Source organism: Methylorubrum extorquens (assembly GCF_024169925.1).
In the GTDB taxonomy this organism is placed as follows: domain Bacteria; phylum Pseudomonadota; class Alphaproteobacteria; order Rhizobiales; family Beijerinckiaceae; genus Methylobacterium; species Methylobacterium extorquens_A.
This window is the reverse complement of sequence record NZ_JALJXF010000001.1, coordinates 928,862-948,647: the sequence shown is the minus strand read 5'-3', so window position 1 is coordinate 948,647 and position 19,786 is coordinate 928,862. Positions and strand designations below refer to the sequence as shown.

Annotated in this window: 17 protein-coding genes; 8 read left to right on the top strand and 9 right to left on the bottom strand. The window is 69.5% G+C overall.

The window, feature by feature from the left end; genetic code table 11:
- Window positions 1-268: 268 nt before the first annotated feature.
- Window positions 269-2,200: an ABCB family ABC transporter ATP-binding protein/permease gene (locus J2W78_RS04540; protein WP_253368392.1), complete on the bottom strand. Its 1,932-nt coding sequence runs from the start codon at window positions 2,198-2,200 to the stop codon at window positions 269-271.
- A 109-nt stretch (window positions 2,201-2,309) separates the two neighbouring features.
- Window positions 2,310-4,007, bottom strand: coding sequence for a LysM peptidoglycan-binding domain-containing protein (locus J2W78_RS04535; RefSeq protein WP_253368390.1), 1,698 nt, complete (start codon window positions 4,005-4,007; stop codon window positions 2,310-2,312).
- A 216-nt stretch (window positions 4,008-4,223) separates the two neighbouring features.
- Here J2W78_RS04535 and J2W78_RS04530 point away from each other — a divergent pair, with 216 nt between their 5' ends.
- Window positions 4,224-4,826, top strand: a complete 603-nt coding sequence (locus J2W78_RS04530; protein ID WP_253368388.1) for a TIGR00730 family Rossman fold protein — start codon at window positions 4,224-4,226, stop codon at window positions 4,824-4,826.
- Window positions 4,826-5,617, top strand: a complete 792-nt coding sequence (locus J2W78_RS04525) for a class I SAM-dependent methyltransferase (RefSeq protein WP_253368386.1) — start codon at window positions 4,826-4,828, stop codon at window positions 5,615-5,617. The genes J2W78_RS04530 and J2W78_RS04525 overlap by 1 nt, the downstream gene beginning before the upstream one ends.
- Window positions 5,618-5,706: 89 nt before the next feature.
- Here the strand turns inward: J2W78_RS04525 and cysS are convergent, their stop codons facing one another.
- Window positions 5,707-7,095: a cysteine--tRNA ligase gene (gene cysS, locus J2W78_RS04520; protein ID WP_253368384.1), complete on the bottom strand. Its 1,389-nt coding sequence runs from the start codon at window positions 7,093-7,095 to the stop codon at window positions 5,707-5,709.
- A gap of 328 nt (window positions 7,096-7,423) precedes the next feature.
- Here cysS and J2W78_RS04515 point away from each other — a divergent pair, with 328 nt between their 5' ends.
- Window positions 7,424-7,741, top strand: coding sequence for a hypothetical protein (locus J2W78_RS04515; RefSeq protein WP_253368382.1), 318 nt, complete (start codon window positions 7,424-7,426; stop codon window positions 7,739-7,741).
- A 13-nt stretch (window positions 7,742-7,754) separates the two neighbouring features.
- Here J2W78_RS04515 and J2W78_RS04510 read toward each other — a convergent pair whose 3' ends face one another.
- Window positions 7,755-8,306 carry a CreA family protein gene (locus J2W78_RS04510; RefSeq protein WP_253368379.1) on the bottom strand — a complete coding sequence of 184 codons (552 nt, stop codon included), beginning with the start codon at window positions 8,304-8,306 and terminating at the stop codon, window positions 7,755-7,757.
- A gap of 166 nt (window positions 8,307-8,472) precedes the next feature.
- On the opposite strand from J2W78_RS04510, the gene J2W78_RS04505 reads away from it, so the two are divergent.
- The 5 genes from J2W78_RS04505 to J2W78_RS04485 all read left to right on the top strand — a co-directional run bounded on the left by J2W78_RS04505 (window position 8,473) and on the right by J2W78_RS04485 (window position 14,504).
- On the top strand, window positions 8,473-9,471 hold the full coding sequence (locus J2W78_RS04505) for a DUF2865 domain-containing protein (RefSeq protein WP_253368377.1): 999 nt from the start codon (window positions 8,473-8,475) through the stop codon (window positions 9,469-9,471).
- Between the two features lie 158 nt (window positions 9,472-9,629).
- Window positions 9,630-11,861: an OmpA family protein gene (locus J2W78_RS04500; RefSeq protein WP_253368375.1), complete on the top strand. Its 2,232-nt coding sequence runs from the start codon at window positions 9,630-9,632 to the stop codon at window positions 11,859-11,861.
- Between the two features lie 72 nt (window positions 11,862-11,933).
- Window positions 11,934-13,148 carry an MFS transporter gene (locus J2W78_RS04495; RefSeq protein WP_253368373.1) on the top strand — a complete coding sequence of 405 codons (1,215 nt, stop codon included), beginning with the start codon at window positions 11,934-11,936 and terminating at the stop codon, window positions 13,146-13,148.
- A gap of 88 nt (window positions 13,149-13,236) precedes the next feature.
- Window positions 13,237-13,728: a VOC family protein gene (locus tag J2W78_RS04490; protein ID WP_253368371.1), complete on the top strand. Its 492-nt coding sequence runs from the start codon at window positions 13,237-13,239 to the stop codon at window positions 13,726-13,728.
- The gene (locus tag J2W78_RS04485) at window positions 13,725-14,504 is read left to right on the top strand and encodes a class I SAM-dependent methyltransferase (protein ID WP_253368369.1); all 780 of its coding nucleotides are present in this window, start codon (window positions 13,725-13,727) and stop codon (window positions 14,502-14,504) included. Before J2W78_RS04490 ends, J2W78_RS04485 begins: the two co-directional genes overlap by 4 nt.
- Here J2W78_RS04485 and gltX read toward each other — a convergent pair.
- From gltX to J2W78_RS04460, 5 genes are read right to left on the bottom strand one after another with little or no spacing between them, the layout of a single operon-like run.
- Window positions 14,501-15,850 carry a glutamate--tRNA ligase gene (gene gltX / locus J2W78_RS04480; RefSeq protein WP_253368367.1) on the bottom strand — a complete coding sequence of 450 codons (1,350 nt, stop codon included), beginning with the start codon at window positions 15,848-15,850 and terminating at the stop codon, window positions 14,501-14,503. The two genes, J2W78_RS04485 and gltX, sit on opposite strands and share 4 nt — an antisense overlap.
- 56 nt (window positions 15,851-15,906) lie before the next feature.
- Window positions 15,907-16,977 carry an efflux RND transporter periplasmic adaptor subunit gene (locus J2W78_RS04475; protein WP_253368365.1) on the bottom strand — a complete coding sequence of 357 codons (1,071 nt, stop codon included), beginning with the start codon at window positions 16,975-16,977 and terminating at the stop codon, window positions 15,907-15,909.
- On the bottom strand, window positions 16,974-17,168 hold the full coding sequence (locus J2W78_RS04470; protein ID WP_253368363.1) for a DUF1656 domain-containing protein: 195 nt from the start codon (window positions 17,166-17,168) through the stop codon (window positions 16,974-16,976). Before J2W78_RS04470 ends, J2W78_RS04475 begins: the two co-directional genes overlap by 4 nt.
- An 8-nt stretch (window positions 17,169-17,176) precedes the next feature.
- Complete coding sequence (locus J2W78_RS04465) at window positions 17,177-19,213, bottom strand: FUSC family protein (RefSeq protein WP_253368361.1); 2,037 nt, start codon at window positions 19,211-19,213, stop codon at window positions 17,177-17,179.
- Complete coding sequence (locus J2W78_RS04460) at window positions 19,210-19,644, bottom strand: DUF4345 domain-containing protein (protein WP_253368359.1); 435 nt, start codon at window positions 19,642-19,644, stop codon at window positions 19,210-19,212. Before J2W78_RS04460 ends, J2W78_RS04465 begins: the two co-directional genes overlap by 4 nt.
- Window positions 19,645-19,786: the final 142 nt, after the last annotated feature.

Sequence of the window (19,786 nt, the reverse complement as noted above, 5' to 3'; positions counted from 1 at the left end):
GCTCGCAGCGGATCCGGGTGCCTGTGGTCGACTGAGCGAATCGGGAGGCCTCGTTGCGGTTGAATGCTCTAGCCTATTGTTTTTGCATCATCTTTTCCGAAAGCCGGAGGCCACCTTTCGGGACGATGCTCTGGCTCACACAAAACACGCTTTCCGCGAGGTGAAGGACAGTCTGGATCGGCCCGCCTGAAGTCTTCACAAAACGCCCGATGACCGATCGTCCGCCCGCTTGGGTGCGGCGGCGCAGCGGGTGTGTCGTGACCGACCGTCAGGCGACCGGCTCCGAGCGCCGCGTCTCTTCCAGAAGGAGACGTTCGTCCTCGGCGCGCTTGAGCGCCTCGCGGGCGGCATCCGCCTGGCGTTGGCGGTTCCACAAAGCGGCGTAGACGCCGCTGCGCGCGAGCAGGCTCGTGTGATCGCCCCGCTCGACGACGCGACCCTGATCGAGCACGAGGATCTCGTCGGCGTTGATGACGGTCGAGAGTCGGTGGGCGATCACCAGCGTGGTGCGGCCCTGGCTGACCCGGTCGAGGGCGGTCTGGATCTCACGCTCGGTGAACGAATCGAGCGCCGAGGTGGCCTCGTCGAGCACAAGGATCGGCGGCCCCTTCAGGATGGTGCGGGCGATCGCCACGCGCTGCTTCTCGCCGCCCGAGAGCTTGAGCCCGCGCTCGCCCACCGGCGTGTCGTAGCCCTCCGGCAGGCTCTCGATGAAACGGTCGATCTGGGCGAGGCGGGCGGCCTCGCGCACCTCGGCCTCGGTCGCGTCCCAGCGCCCGTACCGGATGTTGTAGCCGATCGTGTCGTTGAACAGCACCGTGTCCTGCGGGACCATGCCGATCGCAGCGCGCAAGCTGTCCTGGCGGACGGCGGTGATGTCCTGGCCGTCGATGGTGATGCGGCCGGCTCCCGGCTCATAGAAGCGGAAGAGCAGGCGCGACAGCGTGGATTTGCCCGCCCCCGAGGGGCCGACGATGGCCACGGTCTTGCCGGCCGGCACCTCGAACGAGACGCCGCGCAGGATCGGCCGCTCGGGGATGTAGGCAAAGCGCACGTCCTCGAAGCGCACCGTGCCGGCTTCCACCTTGAGCGGGGCCGCGCCCGCGCGGTCGGCGATCTCCGGGTTGCGGTGGAGGATCAGGAACATGTCGTCGATGTCGATCAGCGCCTGTTTGATCTCCCGGTAGATCATGCCCATGAAGTTCAGGGGCATCGAGAGCTGCACCAGCATCGTGTTGACGAGCACGAAACCGCCGATGGTGGTGTTGCCCGCCATGATATCGCGGGCGGCCAGGAGCATCACCGCCGTCATGCCGAGCGTGAAGATGACCGCCTGTCCGGCATTGAGCACGGCGAGCGAGACGTAGGTTTGCGTCGACGCCTTCTCGTAACGCTCCATCGACGCATCGTAGCGTTCGGTCTCGCGCCGCTCGGCGCCGAAATACTTCACCGTCTCGAAGTTCAGCAGCGAATCGACCGCCTTGGTGTTGGCCTCGGTATCCGAGTTGTTCATCCGGCGGCGGATGCCGATCCGCCACTCGGTCGCCTTCCATGTGAAGCCGAGATAGCTGGCGATCATCGTCGCCACGACCACCGAGTAGAGCCAGTCGAACTCGTAGGCGAGGATGACCATCACGAGGACCAGTTCGACGATGGTCGGCACCAGCGTCAGCACCATCAGGCGCGACAATTCCTCGATGCCGGAGCGGCCGCGTTCCAGCACGCGGGTGAGGCCGCCGGTTTTGCGCTCCAAGTGGAAGCGCAGGGATAGGCGGTGCATGTGCTCGAAGGTCTGGAGGGCGAGCTTGCGCACGGCGTGCATCGCGACCTTGGCGAACAGCCCGTCGCGGACCTGCGTCAGCCCCGCCATGGCGATCCGCGACAGGCCGTAAAGGGCGATCAGGAGGAAGGGCGCCGAAAGGAGCCCAGCCGGCACCGCAGCGGCGGCCTCCCCGGCGCCGTCCCTGGAGCCGATGGCCGCGACCAGGGCGTCGGTGGCCCATTTGAAGGTGAAGGGCATCACCATCGTCGCGGCCTTGGCGACGAACAGGAGGCCGAAGGCGAGGAAGACCCGGCGCTGAAGATCGACGCGGCCGTGAGGCCAGAGATAGGGCCAGAGCCGGCGATAGGTCGTCAGCAGGCCAGGGCGATCGAGGGGCGCGGACGCGCCCTCCCCCGCCGGCACGGGTGCATTTGCCATAATGAGGTTCGAAGAGATCTTTCGGCGCGAGGCGGCCGTCGCGAGGCGCATATAGGCGCTCGCACCGGATCGCGCATCCTGCGCGCGCGCTGACCTCCCGCCCGTTTCGTCAGGTTCGGCGGTCCGATCCGCTTCGGGCGGACGGCGTGCTCGTCGGGGACTCGTTCTTCGGCAGAACGAACATCTGGCCCGGATAGATACGGTTCGGGTCGCGGATCTGATCCTGGTTGGCGTCGTAGATCACGGTGTAGCGGTTGCCACGGCCATAGGTGCGCCGGCTGATTTGCCACAGGCTGTCGCCGCGCGTGATCCGGGCGGTGGCCACCTCCGGCACGAACACGGCGCCCGCCCCGGTCCCATCCGGACGGGGCGGCGAGAGCGCGAGGGCTCTGCCATCCGCTGCGGGCGCCGGCGTCGATGCGGCCAGCGACGGGGTGCCGGCCGCTGCCGGACGCTCCGGCTCGGACCCAGCCGCGCCGCTTGCCCTGGATGGGGGGGCCGTGGGGCTCGGTGCGGTCCCCATTTCCCCGGCTTTAAGCTTCGGCGCAGGCTGCGCCGGGCCACCCGCCACCGGCTGATCCGTCGCGGTCGCGGGCGTCTGGGATGCCGATCGCGCCCGGCCGGGTGCCGTCTGGGTGTTCGGCGCAGGCTCTGCCGTCGGAGCAGACTTGCCCGCCGCTGTAGATGCCTTTTTCTCGGCCGGGCTGTTGTCGGCGTAGCGTGTCGACGGCACGTTGTCGGGATAGGCGAAGGCGACCTCGGCGCGGGCCTTGACCGTTCCGCCCCCCGAATCGACGGAATCGACACGGATGCGGTAGGCACCGGGCTTCACCCCGCGCCCGATCGTGAACGCCACTCGCCCGTCGGCTCCGGATTGTCCCGAGGCGACCATGGTGTCGTTGAGGTAGAGGCGCAGGCTGCTCCACGCCGTCGTCTGACCGGTGACGTGCAGGCGCCCGCCCTCCTGCGCATCGACGCTGACGATGCGGAGGGCACCTGCCCCGGATGCCGCCTTGCCTGCCGGTGCGTCGGCCCCACGACTCTGCGTGGTTGCCTGCCGGCTCGTTGCAGCCGTCTTGCCGGCCCCCCGCGATCCGTCGGCTGCTCTCGGCTCAGGCGCGGCCCGGTCGGGCGTTTCGGCGGCCACGGTGGCCGGCGGCTTGCCCGAAGCCTCCGGCGCGTCGGGTTGGGACAGAACCCGCGTCGGCGCGTCCGGGGCCGTGAGGGCGATCAGCGGCTTGGTGTTGCGCGTCTCGGCTACGACGACGGTCACGCTCTCACGCCCCGGCAGCGGCTTTCCGTCGGGGCCGCTGGCGCGCAGGGCGATTTCGCTCGAGCCCGGCGGCAAGTCCGGCGGCGTCAGGGCGAATTGCCCGGCGGCGTCGGCCTGAGCGGTGGCGAAGGGTTTTCCGTCACGCATTAATTCGACACGGCTGTTCGGTGCCGCGCGCCCGGCGATCACGCTCGCTCCGTCGGGCTCGACGCGCACGATGTCGAAGGTCGGCGTACCGTCATCCGCGCGCGGCCGTGTATTGGCCGCACTCGGTTCTTCCTGCCCGATCCCCTCTTGCGAGAGGGCTCCGAGGGCGGCATGAGGGGAATCCGATGAGGGCGCCTGGCCCGCGCGGTCGCCGGTCTCCGTTTCGGCCGAAGGCTTGTCCGGCGTGGCCGGTGTTTCGGCAGAAGGATTGACCGCCGCGTTGCGCTTGAGAAGCTCTCCGGTCCCGAACAACGCGACCACCATGGCGAAGCCGCCGAGCAGGCCCGCAGCCGCGAGGACGATGCTTCGCCGTACCTCAGCCGTCATGGCCGCCTACTCCTGTACGCTTCGGGCCGCCGCGGGTGCGCACGATGTGCCGCCGATTGTCGACAACCCGTCTAAATCCGGTGACATATTAACGAACATGAGAAGAACACCAAAGCTCGAACACGGCCGTGCCGTCGTTTCCTCGGCAAACTCAGCATTCTGTCGCTTGGATAAAGGCACGGCTCTATCCCGCCGTCGCGGCCGGGGAGACGCGTGATGGCGCATCTTACCTCCGTCTGCGTCTATTGCGGATCCGGCTTCGGCGGCGATCCGGCCTTCGCCGACGCCGCCCGGCGGCTCGGCACCGCGTTGGCCCATGAGGGGATCAAGCTCGTCTATGGCGGCGGCAATGTCGGCCTCATGGGCACCGTCGCGAGTGCGACGCTCGACGCGGGCGGCCACGTCACCGGCATCATCCCGGACTTCCTGAAGTCGCGCGAGCGCATGCTCGACGCGGTGCAAGAGACGATCGTCGTCTCTGACATGCACACTCGCAAGCGGCTGATGTTCGACCGCGCCGACGCCTTCGTCGCCCTGCCCGGCGGCATCGGCACGCTGGAGGAACTGGTCGAACAGCTCACCTGGGCCCAGCTCGGCCAGCACCGCAAGCCGATCCTGCTGCTCTCGGTGAACGGCTTTTGGGATCCGCTGATCACACTGATCGACCACATGCGCGCCCACGGCTTCATCCGTGAGGGACTCGACCTGAACTACCTCGTCGGCGAGGATCCCGACCTTGTCGTGGAAACGCTGCGGGAGGTTCTGGCCCGGGTCGAGCCGGCGCCGCTGGCGGACGAACTGATCGAGAAGCGCTTCTGATGACAGCCACGATCGAGCCCGGACAGACCATCGCCGGCGAGCACCAGGGCGAGCATTACGGGACGGTGCTGGCCCGCCTCTCGCGCAATGCCGCCGTCCAGCGCTACCTGGAAGTCGGCGTTGCCTTCGGCGACATCTTCTCGGGCATCGCCTGCCGTCACGGCATCGCCGTCGATCCCGAGTTCCAGCTCAAGACCAACATCGCGGCCAACAAAGCCCGGGTCTCGCTGTTTCAGGTGATGAGCGATGTGTTCTTCGCCAACCTGAGCCTGCGCCGCCACGTCGGCGGCCCGATCGATCTCGCCTTTCTCGACGGCATGCACCTGTTCGAATTCCTGCTGCGGGATTTCTTCAACACGGAAGCAATCTGCCGGCGGGATTCAATCATCGTGATGCACGACTGCCTGCCGGTGGCCGAGCCGATGGCCGACCGTGACCCGATGCAGGCCGGCATCCGCGGGCGCGGCACTCCGTTCGCGGACTGGTGGACCGGCGACGTCTGGAAGATCGTGCCGATCCTGAAGCGCTACCGGCCGGATCTCGACGTGATGCTCGTGGACGCCGCGCCCACCGGCCTCGTGATCGTGACGGGACTCGATCCATCCTCGCGCACGCTCAAGACGAACTACGACGCGATCGTCGAGGAGTTCTCGCGGCTGCCCAATACGGCTGCCGAGATCGCGCAGGTCTATGCCGAGCACCCCATCGTGCCGACGACCGAAGCGTTGCGCCGCCTGAGCGGGCGTTCCTACGCCCATCGCGGCGGTTGGTTGCAGCGGCTGAAGGGCTGATTCGCTTCCGTGCGATCAACGCGGAAGCAGGTCGCCGAGCCTACGCGATGTGCGCGCCGCGAGGCCATCCCCGAGGGTCGGGCGGCCCCTCAGCCCGCTACCGTCCAGGTGGTGGTGCCGTCCTTGTTGTCCTTCACGCTCACGCCCATGGCGGTGAGCGCGTCGCGCACCCGGTCGGAGGCGGCCCAGTCCTTCGCGGTGCGGGCCGCCTTGCGCTCGGCGATCAGCACCTCGACCCGCGCGACGTCGATGCCGGCCGCGCCGACCCGCTCCGCTTCGCGCTGCGCCTGGGTCACGGTCAGGAAGCCCATCGATCCCGCGCCGGCCCTGAGCGCCGAGGGGCTGGTGCCGGCAAGGCGATGCAGTTCGCCGAGGGCCGCGGGCGTGTTCAGGTCATCGCAAAGCGCCTCGATCACGCCTTCGGGCGGCGCCGCGTCGGGGGCTGCCTCGCCAGCCGCCTCGTACCAGCGGTCCAGCATCCGGCTCGATTCCTCGAGGCCGCGCAGGGTCCAGTCGATCGGCTGGCGGTAGTGGGTCTTGAGCATGTTGAGGCGGACGACCTCGCCCGGCCAATCCTGCAGCACCTGGCGGATGGTGATGAAGTTGCCGAGCGATTTCGACATCTTCTCTCCCTCGACCTGCAGGAAGCCGTTGTGGAGCCAGACATTGGCCATCACGTCGGTGCCGAAGCAGCAGCGCGACTGCGCCACCTCGTTCTCGTGGTGAGGGAAGATCAGGTCGAGGCCGCCGGCATGGATGTCAAAGGTTTCGCCCAGATGCTTCCACGACATGGCCGAGCACTCGATGTGCCAGCCGGGCCGGCCCGCCGCGTCGATCCCGCAGGGTGAGGGCCAGGCCGGTTCGCCCGGTTTCGAGGGTTTCCACAGCACGAAGTCGAGCGGCGAGCGCTTGTAGGGCGCGACCTCGACGCGGGCGCCCGATTCCATCTCGTCGAGCGGGCGCTTCGAGAGCGCGCCGTAATCGGGCATGGAAGGTACGTCGAACAGGACGTGCCCTTCCGCTACGTAGGCGTGGCCGGCTGCGACCAGCCCCTCGATCAGCCGGTGCATCTCGGCGATGTGGTCGGTCGCCCGCGGCTCGATGAAGCGCGCCGGCTCGCCCGCGCGGTTCACGTCGTCGGCCATCAGCACGCCGAGGTCGCGGACATCCTTATGGAACTGCGCCAGCGTTCCGTCGGTGAGTTCGCGGATGGTGATGCCGCGCTCCAGCGCGCGGGCGTTGATCTTGTCGTCCACGTCCGTGACGTTGCGGGCATAGGTGACGTGGCCCGGCCCGTAGAGGAGGCGCAGCAGCCGGAACAGCAGGTCGAAGACGATGATCGGCCGCGCGTTGCCGATATGCGCCGCGTCGTAGACCGTCGGCCCGCAGGCATACATCCGCACGTTCGCCGGATCGATCGGAACGAAGGCCGCCTTCTCGCGGGTCAGCGTGTTGTAGAGGCGCAACATCGGCGTCATCGACTGCGTTCCTGCCGGGCTCGCCCGGCCTCCCCTGCGGCCTGTGCCGCCCTCGTCGTTTGTCGTTGCGGCCCAGCATCTTCCGCCGGCCGTCCCATGGCAGCGAACGGCACCGCTGCCACAGTGTCGCCGGAGCTGCCGGCCGCCGCTGTTGCACTGCCGCGACGGTCGCCGCGCCAGGGTTGGGCTACCGCAAAACCGTGATGAATTCGAGCGGGGCGGCGGATCTGCCCTCCCTCAACCGACCGTAAGCGGACCGGCAAGGATTTGTTTACCGCGCCGTCCGAACACTCCGCACTCGAACGAACCCGTTCACAAGGTTTTCACCATGCGCCGCACGGTCGCCGCCCTCTTCGTCCTCGCCACCGCCGCCCTCCCGGCCATCGCCGGCAGTGAGCCTGCGCCCAAGCATGTCGAGAAGACGTTCCTGCTTCCGGCCGAAGACGGCTACGGCGTCGGCGAGTGCCTCAGCGGCGGCCCGAGCGAGTGCGGGCAGGTCGTTGCCAACGCGTGGTGCGAGTCGCAGGGCTTTGCCAGCGCGGCCGATTACGGTGTCGCCGCGCAGGACGAGTACACCGGTGCCATCGGCGACGCCGCTCCGGTGAAGAGCACCCCGCGCCCGGTGCGCATCACCTGCCAGGATTGATTCGGCGGACGCCCTACTTCACGAACTCCGCGCATTTCGGCGGCGGCTCGGTTCCCCACGGAGCGAGCGGCACGGCGGAAGTGGAGTTCTTGGGCGAGCCCTGAACCACCTTGTCGGAATAGACCATGTAGATCAGGGTGTTGCGTTTGAGGTCACAGCCCCGCACGATCTGCATCGATTTGAAGATCAGCGAGCGGCGCTCGCTGAACACCACCTCGCCCTGTTTCACCTTGTCCTTGAACTGGACCGGGCCAACCTGCCGGCAGGCGAGCGAGATGTCCGAGACATCTTCCGCCATCCCGAACGTCCCTTTGATGCCGCCCTTCTCGGGTTGGGTGTACCAGCAGGCGATGCCGGCCACGGCCGGATCGTCGATGCCGTAGACCACGAGCTTGTCGTTGGGTGTCAGCGGCCGCCAGACCGTCGACTTGTCGAAGATCCGGTCGGGCTCCTGTGCCTGCGCCGGGGCGGATGCTGCGAAAGAGGCAACGAGGGCTGCGACGCCCGCGACGAGGCAGGCTGCTACCGGCCGGCCGCTCCCATTGGTGCCCGTGAGCCACATCATCCACGCAATCCCCTCAAAGCTTGGCCTCAAAGACATGGTGTCTCTGTCCCGAAAGGGCGAGGGGCTCTAACACATGTCGGTGATCGCTTGTGCCGCTTCGTGCGGCCCGGCATCCTCACGTGACCTCCCCCCGCGACCTCCTGCTCGAGATTCCCAGCATCCGCACATGCCGATGATCGGACCGCAGTTTCGCCGCGTGATCGGCGCCGTGCTCGCCGCGCTTCCCCTTGCCGGAGCTTCGCCGGCTACGGCCGCGCCGGATGTCTGGGCCTGCCAGCGCTACAGGACGGAACTTGCCAACCTCAACGCCAGCGCCTCGACCGCGTCGGCCCTCCAGAGCGAGGTCGCACGTCTCGAGGCTTACTATCGCAGCCTCAACTGCGAGGGCGGCAAGTTCCTGTTCTTCGATACGCGGCCCCCGCAATGCGGTGCCGTCGAAGCGCGGATCCGTTCGCTCAACGCCACCTATGGCGGTGGGGATGGCGAGGTCGTCGCCGCCCGCCGTCGGCAGTTGGTCGCCGCCGTGTCGAGCGCCTGCACCGGCCTGATTCCCGGCGAAGGCCAGGAGAGCCCCGGCGGCGGCCAGACGGCCCGCGGCGGTCCGCAGGTGATCTGCGTGAAGACCTGCGACGGCTCTTATTTCCCGATGGGCAACCTGCCGGACGGTCGCGGCGGGGCCGACGAAATGTGCCAGGCGCTCTGCCCCGGCACGGAAGCGGTCGCCTACTCGATGCCCCACGGCGACGACGCCTTGAAGTACGCCGCCACGCTCAAGGGCAGCCGCGCCTATACGGCGTTGCCGACCGCCTTCAAGTTCCGCAAGAGCTTCACCGCCGACTGCTCCTGCAAGCAGGAGGGCCAGACCTGGGCACAGTCGCTCGTGAAGGCCGAGAGCATGTTGGTGCGGCACAAGGGCGACATCTTCGTCACGCCGATGACGGCGGAGAAGCTCTCGCGCGCGCCCAAGGTCCGCCTGACCCTGGTCGGCCGAGCCGACCGGACCGCGGCGGGCCTCGCGGCCGACGCCGCCAACCGCGAGGGCGCCCTGGCTCCGGCCGCGAAGGACGCCGCCGAGCAGACCGGCTCGACCGGCGAGAGCCGTAGCGCCATTCGGGTCATCGTGCCGAGCCTGCTTCCACCCCCGGCCCTGACTCCCATTCCCTGACATTCACTCTGTCGGGTGCAAAGCCCGGCCTCGTCGTTCGAAGCGCCGCCCACGAAGCGCCTGCCTCGGCCGGTCGCCGTCGGACGTCGGCGCGATCGGGAACCAATTCGGCCCGACCGTGTTCGGAACCGCCGATTGTGTTTTACGAGGCCGACTTCATGCGGATGACCCGCTCGCTGCTCCTTGCCGGCACCATGCTGCCCGCACTCGTCCTGTCCGATCTGTCCGCGGCACGGTCTCTCGGCGACGCCGGGCGGATCGAGTTGGCGCAGCGCGAGGATGCCGGCGAGGGACCACGCGGTGGTGGACGCGGACCGGGTGGACCCGGTGGTCCCGGCCCGGCGGAGCGAGGCGGCGCCGAGCGCGGCGGCCCGCCAGCAAGGGAGCCTACAAGGGAGAGGCCGGACCGACCCGAACGCCCGGAGCGGCCCGAGCCGCGCCAAGCGCCCGCCGCCCGCGAGCGGCCCGAACCTGCCGAGAGGCCGGCACGTCCCGAACGTCCGGCGGCGCAGGAGCGTCAAGAGCGGCCCGAGCGCCAGGACCGGCCTGATCGCCAAGAACGTCAAGAGCGTCCTGATCGTCAGGAGCGCCCGGACCGGCCCGAGCGCGCGACACCGCCCCAGCGACCTGATCGATCCGAGGAGCGGCCGGCTGCGCCCGCGTCCCGCGAGCGCACGCAGGACCGCGACGCACCCGCACGGCGCGAAGCGCCCGAACGCGAGACGCCGGCCCGGCGCGAGAGCCCGGAGCGGCCCGACCGTGATGGCCAGGACCGTCCGGGCCGTCCTGTCGGTCGCGAGGCTGATCGCCCCGACAGCGCCCCGACCCAGCGCCGGGCTCCGAGTGCTCCGACGCCACCCAATGCGGACCGGCCGGAGCAGCCGACACCACCATCGGCTCCGAACCCGGCGCAGCTGAATACCCCGCCAAACCAGCGGCCGGGTGTTCCGGGCCGTCCGGCGACGCCGAATGTGCAGCAGCCCAACCGTCCGGATCAGCCGAACGCGCCTTCCGCGACACAGCCCGACGGTGCGCGGGAGGCGCCCGGCGGTCGCACACCGCCGAATCAGCAGCCGGGCGTCCCCGGCCGCCCGGTGGCACCGAACCAGCAGCCCGGTGTTCCCGGTCGCCCGGTTCAAGCCCCCGGCACGCCGCCCGACGCCACAGCCCCGGCTCAGCCCGGCGCTGTCGTGCCCGGTCAGACTGTTCCCGGCCAGCCGGCGCCCGGCGCGCAGCCGGACCTGCGCCAACCCGGCCAGCCCGGCGGTCGGCCGGATCCGCGCGGCTTCGATGACCGTCGCGACGACGACCGTCGCGGTGACCGGCGCGACGACCGCTACGATCGCCGTGACGGTGATCGCCGCGACGACAGCCGCTTCGATGACCGCCGGGGCGATCGTCGCGAACGCTTCAACGTGCCCGGCACGCCGGCCTACGTTCCCGGCGGCTTCCGCGACGACGACTATCGCGGCCGCGACTACGACACGATCCGCCGGGACCGTCGCGAGTACGATGTCGATGGCCGGACCTATTACCGGGAGCCCGGTCGCATCATCGTGCGCGATCGCGACACCACCTTCATCCGCCACGACGAGAACGAGCGCTTCCGCACCATCTACGGCGACCGCGGCTATCGCAGCGAGCGGCGCGGCGGCGAAATCTACAGCTACGTCGACAGCCCGGCGGGTGGCCAGATCATCACCGTCGTGGACGATGACGGCCGGCTCCTGCGCCGTTCCCGGCGCTACCGCGACGGTCGCGAGGTGGTGATCATCAACAACGCCTATGGCGGTGCACCCCGGCCGATCTACGAGGACGTGGTGGAGCTGCCCCCGCCCGATATCCGCATCCCGCGCGACCGCTACGTGGTCGATTACGAGCAGGCGGATCCCCGCGCCGTCTACGAGGCGCTCTCGGCCCCACCGGTGCAGAAGCTCGATCGACGCTACACGCTCGATCAGGTCCGCTACAGCCCGCAACTCCGTGCGCGGATGCCGTCGGTGGACATCAATACGATCACCTTCGACACCGGCTCCTTCACCGTCACGCCCGATCAGGCCAAGCGCCTCTCAACCATTGCCGAGGCGATCAACCGGACGATCAAGGACAACCCGCAGGAGGTGTTCCTGATCGAGGGCTACACCGATGCGGTGGGCTCGGACATCGACAACCTCTCGCTCTCCGATCGCCGGGCGCAGTCGGTCGCCGCGGTGCTGACGCAGAACTTCCAAGTGCCGCCGGAGAACCTCACCACGCAGGGCTACGGCGAGCAGTACCTCAAGGTGAACACCCAGGAGGCCAACCGCGAGAACCGCCGCGTCACCGTCCGCCGCATCACCCCGCTGCTCCAGCAGCAGGCGGAGGGGCAACAACCCCCGGCACCGCGTTAATCGAGGCTCTTGACCCTCCTCCACCTGCGGCGCAGGTGGGGGAGGGTTACGCGTGAGCAACACGGGACGGCGATGGCGGACGACAGCGACCGGTTCATCGAGGCCGGGACGCCGACCTTTCGCCGGGCGACGCTCGCCTTGTTCGCGGCGGGCTTCTCTACCTTCGCGGTGCTCTACGGCGTTCAGCCGCTGATGCCGATCTTTCACGACACCTTTGCGGTGTCACCGGCCGAGAGCAGCCTCGCGCTGTCTCTGCCCTGCGCCACGCTCGCGATCTCGCTGCTGATCGTCAGCCCGCTCTCCGAGGTGTGGGGGCGCAAGCGGGTGATGGCGGTCTCGCTGTTCGCCTCGGCCCTTCTCACCATCGGCGCGGTGCTGATGCCGAGCTGGCACGGCTTCCTCGTACTGCGGGCGCTCACCGGCATCGCCGCGAGCGGCCTGCCCGCCGTCGCCATGGCCTATCTCAGCGAGGAGATGCACGGGCGCGCCATCGGCCTGTCGATGGGGCTGCTCATCGGCGGAAATGCGCTCGGCGGCATGGTCGGGCGGCTGCTGGCGGGCGTGATCGCGGACCACGCCTCCTGGCGCTGGGGCCTCGGCATCATCGGCGTGCTGGCGCTGTTCGCGGCCCTCGCCTTCCAGTTCGCACTGCCGCCCTCGCGGCACTTCCTCGCCCACCGGATGCGCTGGCGCGAGGTGCCCGGCACCTTCACCCACCATTTCCGCGATGCCGGCCTGCCCTGGCTGTTCCTCGAGCCGTTCCTGCTGATGGGCGGCTTCGTCTGCGTCTACAACTACATCGGTTTCCGCCTGCTCGATCCGCCCTTCTCACTGAGCCAGACGGTGATCGGCCTGATCTTCATCGTCTACCTCGCGGGCACGGCGAGTTCGGCCATCACCGGCCACATCGCCGGGGTGCTGGGGCGGCGCAAGGTGCTGTGGCTGGCGATCCTGCTCGGGATCGGCGGGATCGCCCTGACGCTGGCGGACAACCTCGTCCTCATCATCGCTGGCATCGTCGTCGTCACGGTCAGCTTCTTCGGCGCGCATTCGGTGGCGTCGAGCTGGGTCGGGCGCCGAGCCTTGAGCGACCGGGCGCAGGCCTCCGCGATCTATCTTTGCATGTATTATCTCGGCTCGTCCCTGCTCGGCACGGCGGGCGGTTGGTTCTTCCTGCATCACGGCTGGCCCGGCGTCGCGGGCTTCTTCGGCAGTCTCTACGTGGCGGCTTTGCTCATCGCGCTTCGCCTGACGCGGCTCGCGCCGCTCCCACCCACGGGCGGCTGACATTGGGCGACGTCGATACGCTCGGGCGACGCGATTGAATTTCGGGCGGCGCGCTCGCTATCCTGGCAGCGGAGTGGGAGAGCGCGACATGGCCAGCGTCAGCACGTGCCTGTGGTTCGACAAAGACGCGGAGGCGGCTGTCCGCCTTTACGTCTCGCTCGTGCCCGGTTCGCGGATCGATCACATCCAGCGCGCGCCCGGCCCTTGGCCGGGCGGCGAGACCGGCGAGCCGATCCTGATCGTCTTCACCCTGGGCGGGCAGAGCTTCCAGGCGCTGAACGGCGGCATGTCCGTCGATTACGGAACCGCCGCCTCCATCTCGGCCTCGTGCCGGGATCAGGCCGAGGTCGACCGCCTGTGGGCGGCGCTCACGGCCGAGGGCGGCGCGGAGATCGCCTGCGGCTGGCTGCGTGACCGCTGGGGCGTGCCCTGGCAGATCGTTCCGGAGAGGCTGCCGCACCTCCTTGCCGATCCCGATCCGACGGTGGCCGCCCGCGTCTTCACCGCCATGCAGGGAATGGTGAAGCTCGATGTCGCGGCTCTCGAACGCGCTGCGGCCGGGGCAGATCAGACGCCATGAGCCCGCCGCTGAGCCACGACGCCCACACCGCAAGCCAGTTCGGCAGCCGCGCCGCCGATTACGTCGCGAGCGCCGTCCATGCCGCGGGCGAGGATCTCGCGGCTCTGGCCCGCTTCGGCGCCCTCCCCCATGCGGCCGTGCTCGATCTCGGCTGCGGCGGCGGCCACGTCACCTACGCGGTGGCGCCGCAGGTCCGCTCCGTCACCGCGCTCGACCTATCGCAAGCCATGCTCGACGCGGTGACGGCGGAAGCGCAGCGGCGCGGGTTGGCGAACGTCGCCACGCGGCAGGCCAGCGTCGAGGCGCTGCCCTTCGCCGATGCGAGCTTCAATTGCGTGCTCTCGCGCTACAGCGCCCACCATTGGGGCGACGTGCCCGCCGCCTTGCGGGAGGCGCACCGCGTGCTCGCGCCCGGCGGGCGCCTCGGCCTCGTCGATGTCGTGCATCCCGGGTCGCCGCTGCTCGACACCCATCTCCAGGCCTGGGAGCTTCTGCGCGACCCCTCGCATGTGCGCGATTACGGCGAAGCGGAATGGCGCCGGATGCTGGCGGAGGCCGGCTTCGTCCCCGGTGCCGTCCGGCGCTGGCGCGTGCGCATGGAGTTTTCGTCGTGGGTCGCCCGGATGGGCACACCGGAGGCGAGCGTCGCCGCCATCCGCGCGCTTCAAACAGGCGCGCCGGAGCCCGTGCGATTCCACTTCGCGTTGGAGGACGACGGCAGCTTCACCCTCGACGTCATGATGATCGAGGCCGAACCCGATGGGGTTTTGGACTAAGCCGTCTCGCCGGCCAGCCGCCGCACGGCGCGCTCGCGCCCGATCAGCGGCAGCAAAGCCGCGAGGTCCGGCCCGTGGTCGAGGCCGGTCAGCGCGAGGCGCAGCGGCATGAACAGGGCGCGGCCCTTGGCACCGGTCTCCGCCTTCACCGCGTCGGTCCAGGCCTTCCACGTGCCGGGGCCGAACGGCGCCTCCGGCAAGAGGCGGGCCGCCCTGGCGATGAAGTCGGGCTCGGCGATCACGGGGGTCACCGGCCCGTTCACCACCTGCCACCATGCGGTGGCGTCCGAGACGCGGCCGAGATTGGCTCGCACTGCCAGCCAGAAGGCTTCCGCCGCCTCCGCGGGGATACCGAGGGCGGCAAGCCGCCCGCGTACATCCTCGAGCGGCATGTCGTGGACGAGGCGGGCGTTCATCCCGTCGAGTTCGGCCGGGTCGAACCGGGCCGGCGCGCGGGACAGGTGGGCGAAATCGACGAGGCTCGCCAGTTCGTCGAGCGAGGCGATCGGGCGCACGGCTTCGGCTGAACCGGTCAGCACCGCGAGCGAGCGCACGGCGGCGGGCTCGTAGCCGGCCTCGCGCAGGGAGCGCAGCGAGAGGTGGCCGAGGCGCTTCGACAGCCCCTCCCCGTCCGCGGTCGTCAGCAGGTTGTGGTGACCGAAGGCGGGCACCTGCGCGCCGAGCGCTTCGAAGAGCTGCACCTGCACGCCGGTATTCGTCACGTGATCCTCGCCGCGGATCACGTGGGTGACGCCGACCTCCGCGTCGTCCACCACCGATGGTAGCGTGTAGAGGTAGCTGCCGTCCGCCCGTACCAGAACCGGATCGGAGAGCGAGGCGCAATCGACGTGGCTCTCGCCCCGCACGAGGTCGTTCCAGGCCACGATCCGGTGGTCGAGCTTGAACCGCCAGTGCGGATGCCGGCCCTCGGCTTCCAGGGCGGCGCGCTCGGCCTCGGTCAGCGAGAGTGCCGCGCGGTCGTAGATCGGCGGCAGGCCGCGGCCGAGCTGGCGCTTGCGGCGGCGATCCAGCTCCTCCGGTGTCTCGTAGCAGGGATAGAGCCGCCCGGCCGCCTTCAGCCGTTCGGCCGCCGTGTCGTAGAGGGCGGTGCGATCGCTCTGGCGGAAGAATAGGTCGGGCTCGATGCCGAGCCATCCGAGATCCTCGGCCACGGCGGTGGCGAACTCTTCGGTCGAGCGCTCCCGGTCGGTGTCGTCGAGGCGCAGCAGGAAGCGCCCACCCTCGCGGCGCGCGAACAGCGCGTTCAGCAGCGCCGGCCGGGCATTGCCGATATGCAGGAAGCCGGTCGGCGAGGGGGCGAAGCGGACGAGGGGGGAAGCGGCCATGCTGCCGCCTTACCCAATTTTCTTGGGTATCGCACCGTCCACGCGCAGTCGCGGCATCAGTTCTTCGGCTCCGCCCTGGGCTCGGTCCGACCGAAGATCCAGTCGCGCGCTGCCTTCACCCAGGCCGGCTGGCCCTCGCGGCCGTCGCCGACCACCACCGTCGCGGTCATGCCCGCCACCAGGGTCACTTCCGGCGGCACATGGTCGATGCGGATGCGCACCGGCACCCTTTGGGCCAGCCGCACCCAGGTATAGACCGGATCGACGTTCGGCAGCCCTTGCGTGCTCGTCGCGGCGTTGGCGGTCGAGATGCCGAGCGTCAGGCTCTCGACCGTGCCCTTCAGCGAGGCGTCGTACCCCATCAACGCCATCTCGGCGGGGGCTCCGACGCGGATATGCGCCATCTTGGTCTCTTCGAAGTAGCCGTCGATCCAGAAGGAATCGGTGTCGATCACCCGTGCGTTGGCGGTGCCGGTCTGCGCGTAGTCGCCGACGCGCAGGAGCAGGTTGGTGACGCGCCCGTTCACGGTCGAGCGCACCTGCGTGCGTTCGAGATTCTTCTTCGCCTGCGAAAGCTGCGACTTCGCGGTCTCCAGCGCCGCCTCGGCGATCTTGGCGGTGCCCGCGTATTGCTGCTTCTCCTCGACCGAGGTCGAGACCGTCGAGAGCGCGGCGCGCCGGGCCGACTGTGCCTGCTTCACCGAGAGGTCGGCCTCGCGGTTCTTGATCTCGGCCTCGGCCGAGACCACCGCCTCCTGATAGTCGAACGGGTCGATGACGTAGAGGACGTCGCCCTTCTTCACCTCCTGGTTGTCGGTGACCCTTAGCTCGACGATGGTGCCGGCCACCTGCGGGGCGATGTTGGCCACCTGGACGCGGACCCGCCCGTCGCGGGTCCAGGGCGCGGTCACATAGAACTGCCAGACGATCGTGGCCGCCACCGCCGAAAAGGCGAGGACGAGGCCGGTCGCAGCCAGCCTCAGCAGGCGTGCTCCTCGCCGACGCCGCCTGATCGGGGTTGCCTCGGCCGGGCTCTGCCCTTTGCGCGGCTCGTCGGACTGCGCCTCGCTGGTCGGGATGTGATCCTGTTGCGGGGGATCGGCCAGCCCGTCGTCGTCGCGTTTCACAGGAGCACCACCACGAGCGCGAGGAGGCAGACGTAGATCCCCGCTTCCGCCAGAGGCGGGTTGGCGACGAAGCGCCCGAACCGGATCCAGCGAAACACGACCCGCAGTGCCACCAGCAGCGCAAAGGCGATCAGCGCGTAGGCGACGAAGGGCGAAATCAGGATTCCGCCGATGGCGAGGTCGTGCTGCATGGGGAACGTCAGGAACCGGGAAGGGAGAGGCGCCGGAAGAAACGCGCGTGCCGCCCGATAACGCGCGAGGCCGTCGCGAGGTCGGTTGCGGCGCGTGCGATCTGCATGCGCACGGTGCGGTCCTGCACGCGTGCCTCGACGATCAACGCCCGCGCCGCCCGGTCGAGATCGGCCGAGCCGGCGGCGGCGAGCGCCTCGCGCGCCTGACCAATCAGCGGGGCAAGACCTGGCACCTCGCTCAACGGGCGCAGTTGGGCGTGCGCGCGCGCGGCGGCGGACTCCAGCTGCGCCACGGCGAAGGCATGGTGCAGGCTTGCCCGGCGGACCGCGCCGCTGCCGGAATTCCAGGCCGTGAACTGGTACAATCGGTCGGCATTGAGGCTGGTACGCGTGGTGGCGTCGCCCCCCTCCCCCGCGAGCGCTTCGGCGAGGTCTTCACGGGCCTCTTCGAGCGCGAAGGCACGGTGCTGCGAGGCGGAAATCGGCAGGACGAGGCGGATCGTCAGGAACAGGATCACCGCCGCGAAGACGACTAGCAGCGCGTTCACGAGAAAGGTTTGCGGATCGTAGGATTGCGGGTTCTCCGGCGCCAGCAGCACCGGCGTGAACACGAGGGTGATGAACCCGACGGTGAAGCTCGGCGGGTGGAGCGAGACGAGGCAGCCGAAGAAGACCGGCGGCGCCATGGCGATGGCGAGCAGGGGAAAGCCCTGGTTACCGTTGAGCATCACGAACAGGATGAGCCCGGCGCAGAGGGCGGCCAGCGGCATGCCGATCAGGACGCCTTGCGCGAACTTGCGCGGATCGGGCGTGACCGAGGACAGGGAGCAGGTCGCCGCGACCTGAACCAGCGCGAAGGAGGATTGCGGTAGCCCGAGCAGGATGAACAGGCCGGCGGCAAGGCCGAACGCGATCATGACGCGCAACGCCGCCCGCAGGGCGACCTGAAAGTCGCGATGTGTCGGCAGGGCGATGTCGCGCAGGGGCTCGTGGCCGTCCGAGAGGGCGCGCACCCCGTCCTCGGCGAAGGTCGCGGCGTTGACGACGTCCAGGGCGCGCTGGAGCGCCATGATCTCGTCGAGGACGGCGCCGGGATCGCACATGCCGGCATCCACGAGGTCGCGCAGCCGCGCGCCGTCGCGGGCCAGCGCCTCGGGGGCCCCTCCCTCGCCCTCCGAGACCGCGCGCAGGGCGAGCGCGTGCGCCTCCCGCACCCGCGGGCCGGGTTCGGGGATGCGGCTCATCGCGGCCGCGAGCGCCCGGCTCGCAGCGGCCAGGACGTAGAGCGCGGCGATGGCGCTGCGGGCACCCGCGGCGCGGTGCACCCCGTCGTCGAGTTCGCCCGCAATGGCGCTGGCGTCACCCCGCATCGGTGCGATCTGCCGGATCAGGGCGGCGGTGCGCTCGGGTCCGGGATCGCCCTGCGTTAGGCTCTCGCGGGCAAAGGCCTTGGCCGCCGCATGGGCTGCGGCGAGGCGCGGGAGCAAGGCACGCCACGTGCTCGGCGAGGCGAGCGCATCGTTGATGAAGGTGATCGCGACGATGCCGACGGCGATCGCGGCGACGCGGCCGATGGCGGCATCGAACACCGTTTGCGGCGCATCGATATGCGCGACCGCGATGATCGCCACGGTGTAGCCGGAGAGCATCGCCCCGTAGGCACGGGTATCCTGCAGGAATTGTGCGGCAAAGACGCAGAGGCCGAGCCAGCAGGCGAAGCTGACGAGCAGGAGCACGCGGTCCTGCCCGAACAGGGCAATCAACACGATGCCGACGATGCCGCCGACGACGGTGCCGAGGAAGCGGTAGCCCGCCTTCGACAGGGCTTGGCCGCGCTTGGGCTGGGCGAGGATGCCGACGCAGACCGCGGCCGAGGAGGCGCTGTCGAGCTGAAGCCAGAACGCGGCGTAGAGCGCCAGCATCATGGCGAGCCAGATCCGGACGGCGAAAGCCCAGGCGGTCGGCTTGGGCACCCAACGGTCGAGGGTGTCGATCAGGCGCTCGCCGAGGCCGGCGCCGCCGGTCCGCTGCGCCGCTTCGCTCACCGCGTCGTCTCGATGCCGGTTGTCAGTTCCTGCCGCTGATCCCGCGCTTGGCGCGCGACCCGCATCTGCCACAGGCAGAGCAGCGGCGTGACGACGAGTTCGAGACTGAGCGCCGCCAGCATGGTCAGCGACGGCACGCCGGTGAGAGCGAGCCCGAGCAGCCGCGCCAGCCCGCCGAGCACCACGACGAGGGTGAGGAAGCGGAACAGCCGCGACTTGTCCTCGATGCCGGGCACGCAGGTGAAGAACAGGATGCCGATGCCGGTCAGCAGGCCCGAGAGGTAGCGGAAATGGCTGTCGGCCGAGACGTTGACCAGCGTGCCGCCGCCGATGCCGTCGATGCCGAACAGCACGCCGTAGAGCCCCGCCAGGACGGGGACGATGGCGACGACCGCCACCGTGCGCTGCAGGATGCGGCGTTCACGCTCCATATCGGTGCGGCTCTCGCTTTTCGAGTGAATGCGATCCCGCGCGGAACCGGTCATCTGCTTCCGCGCAGGAGCCCGTGGGGACGGGTCGGCGAGGCAACACGGCCAAGGCCGTTCGGTTCACGCGGGGCTCGGCTCGAAAATT

Bases quoted from the DNA above. Each gene is read 5' to 3' on its own strand.
- J2W78_RS04485 (WP_253368369.1), top strand. From the start codon at position 13,725: ATGAGCCCGCCGCTGAGCCACGACGCCCACACCGCAAGCCAGTTCGGC.
- J2W78_RS04505 (WP_253368377.1), top strand. From the start codon at position 8,473: ATGCCGATGATCGGACCGCAGTTTCGCCGCGTGATCGGCGCCGTGCTC.
- J2W78_RS04540 (WP_253368392.1), bottom strand. From the start codon at position 2,200: ATGGCAAATGCACCCGTGCCGGCGGGGGAGGGCGCGTCCGCGCCCCTC.
- J2W78_RS04510 (WP_253368379.1), bottom strand. From the start codon at position 8,306: ATGATGTGGCTCACGGGCACCAATGGGAGCGGCCGGCCGGTAGCAGCC.
- J2W78_RS04460 (WP_253368359.1), bottom strand. From the start codon at position 19,644: ATGGAGCGTGAACGCCGCATCCTGCAGCGCACGGTGGCGGTCGTCGCC.
- J2W78_RS04530 (WP_253368388.1), top strand. From the start codon at position 4,224: ATGGCGCATCTTACCTCCGTCTGCGTCTATTGCGGATCCGGCTTCGGC.
- J2W78_RS04515 (WP_253368382.1), top strand. From the start codon at position 7,424: ATGCGCCGCACGGTCGCCGCCCTCTTCGTCCTCGCCACCGCCGCCCTC.
- J2W78_RS04500 (WP_253368375.1), top strand. From the start codon at position 9,630: ATGCGGATGACCCGCTCGCTGCTCCTTGCCGGCACCATGCTGCCCGCA.
- cysS (WP_253368384.1), bottom strand. From the start codon at position 7,095: ATGACGCCGATGTTGCGCCTCTACAACACGCTGACCCGCGAGAAGGCG.
- gltX (WP_253368367.1), bottom strand. From the start codon at position 15,850: ATGGCCGCTTCCCCCCTCGTCCGCTTCGCCCCCTCGCCGACCGGCTTC.
- J2W78_RS04495 (WP_253368373.1), top strand. From the start codon at position 11,934: ATGGCGGACGACAGCGACCGGTTCATCGAGGCCGGGACGCCGACCTTT.
- J2W78_RS04490 (WP_253368371.1), top strand. From the start codon at position 13,237: ATGGCCAGCGTCAGCACGTGCCTGTGGTTCGACAAAGACGCGGAGGCG.
- J2W78_RS04535 (WP_253368390.1), bottom strand. From the start codon at position 4,007: ATGACGGCTGAGGTACGGCGAAGCATCGTCCTCGCGGCTGCGGGCCTG.
- J2W78_RS04525 (WP_253368386.1), top strand. From the start codon at position 4,826: ATGACAGCCACGATCGAGCCCGGACAGACCATCGCCGGCGAGCACCAG.
- J2W78_RS04470 (WP_253368363.1), bottom strand. From the start codon at position 17,168: ATGCAGCACGACCTCGCCATCGGCGGAATCCTGATTTCGCCCTTCGTC.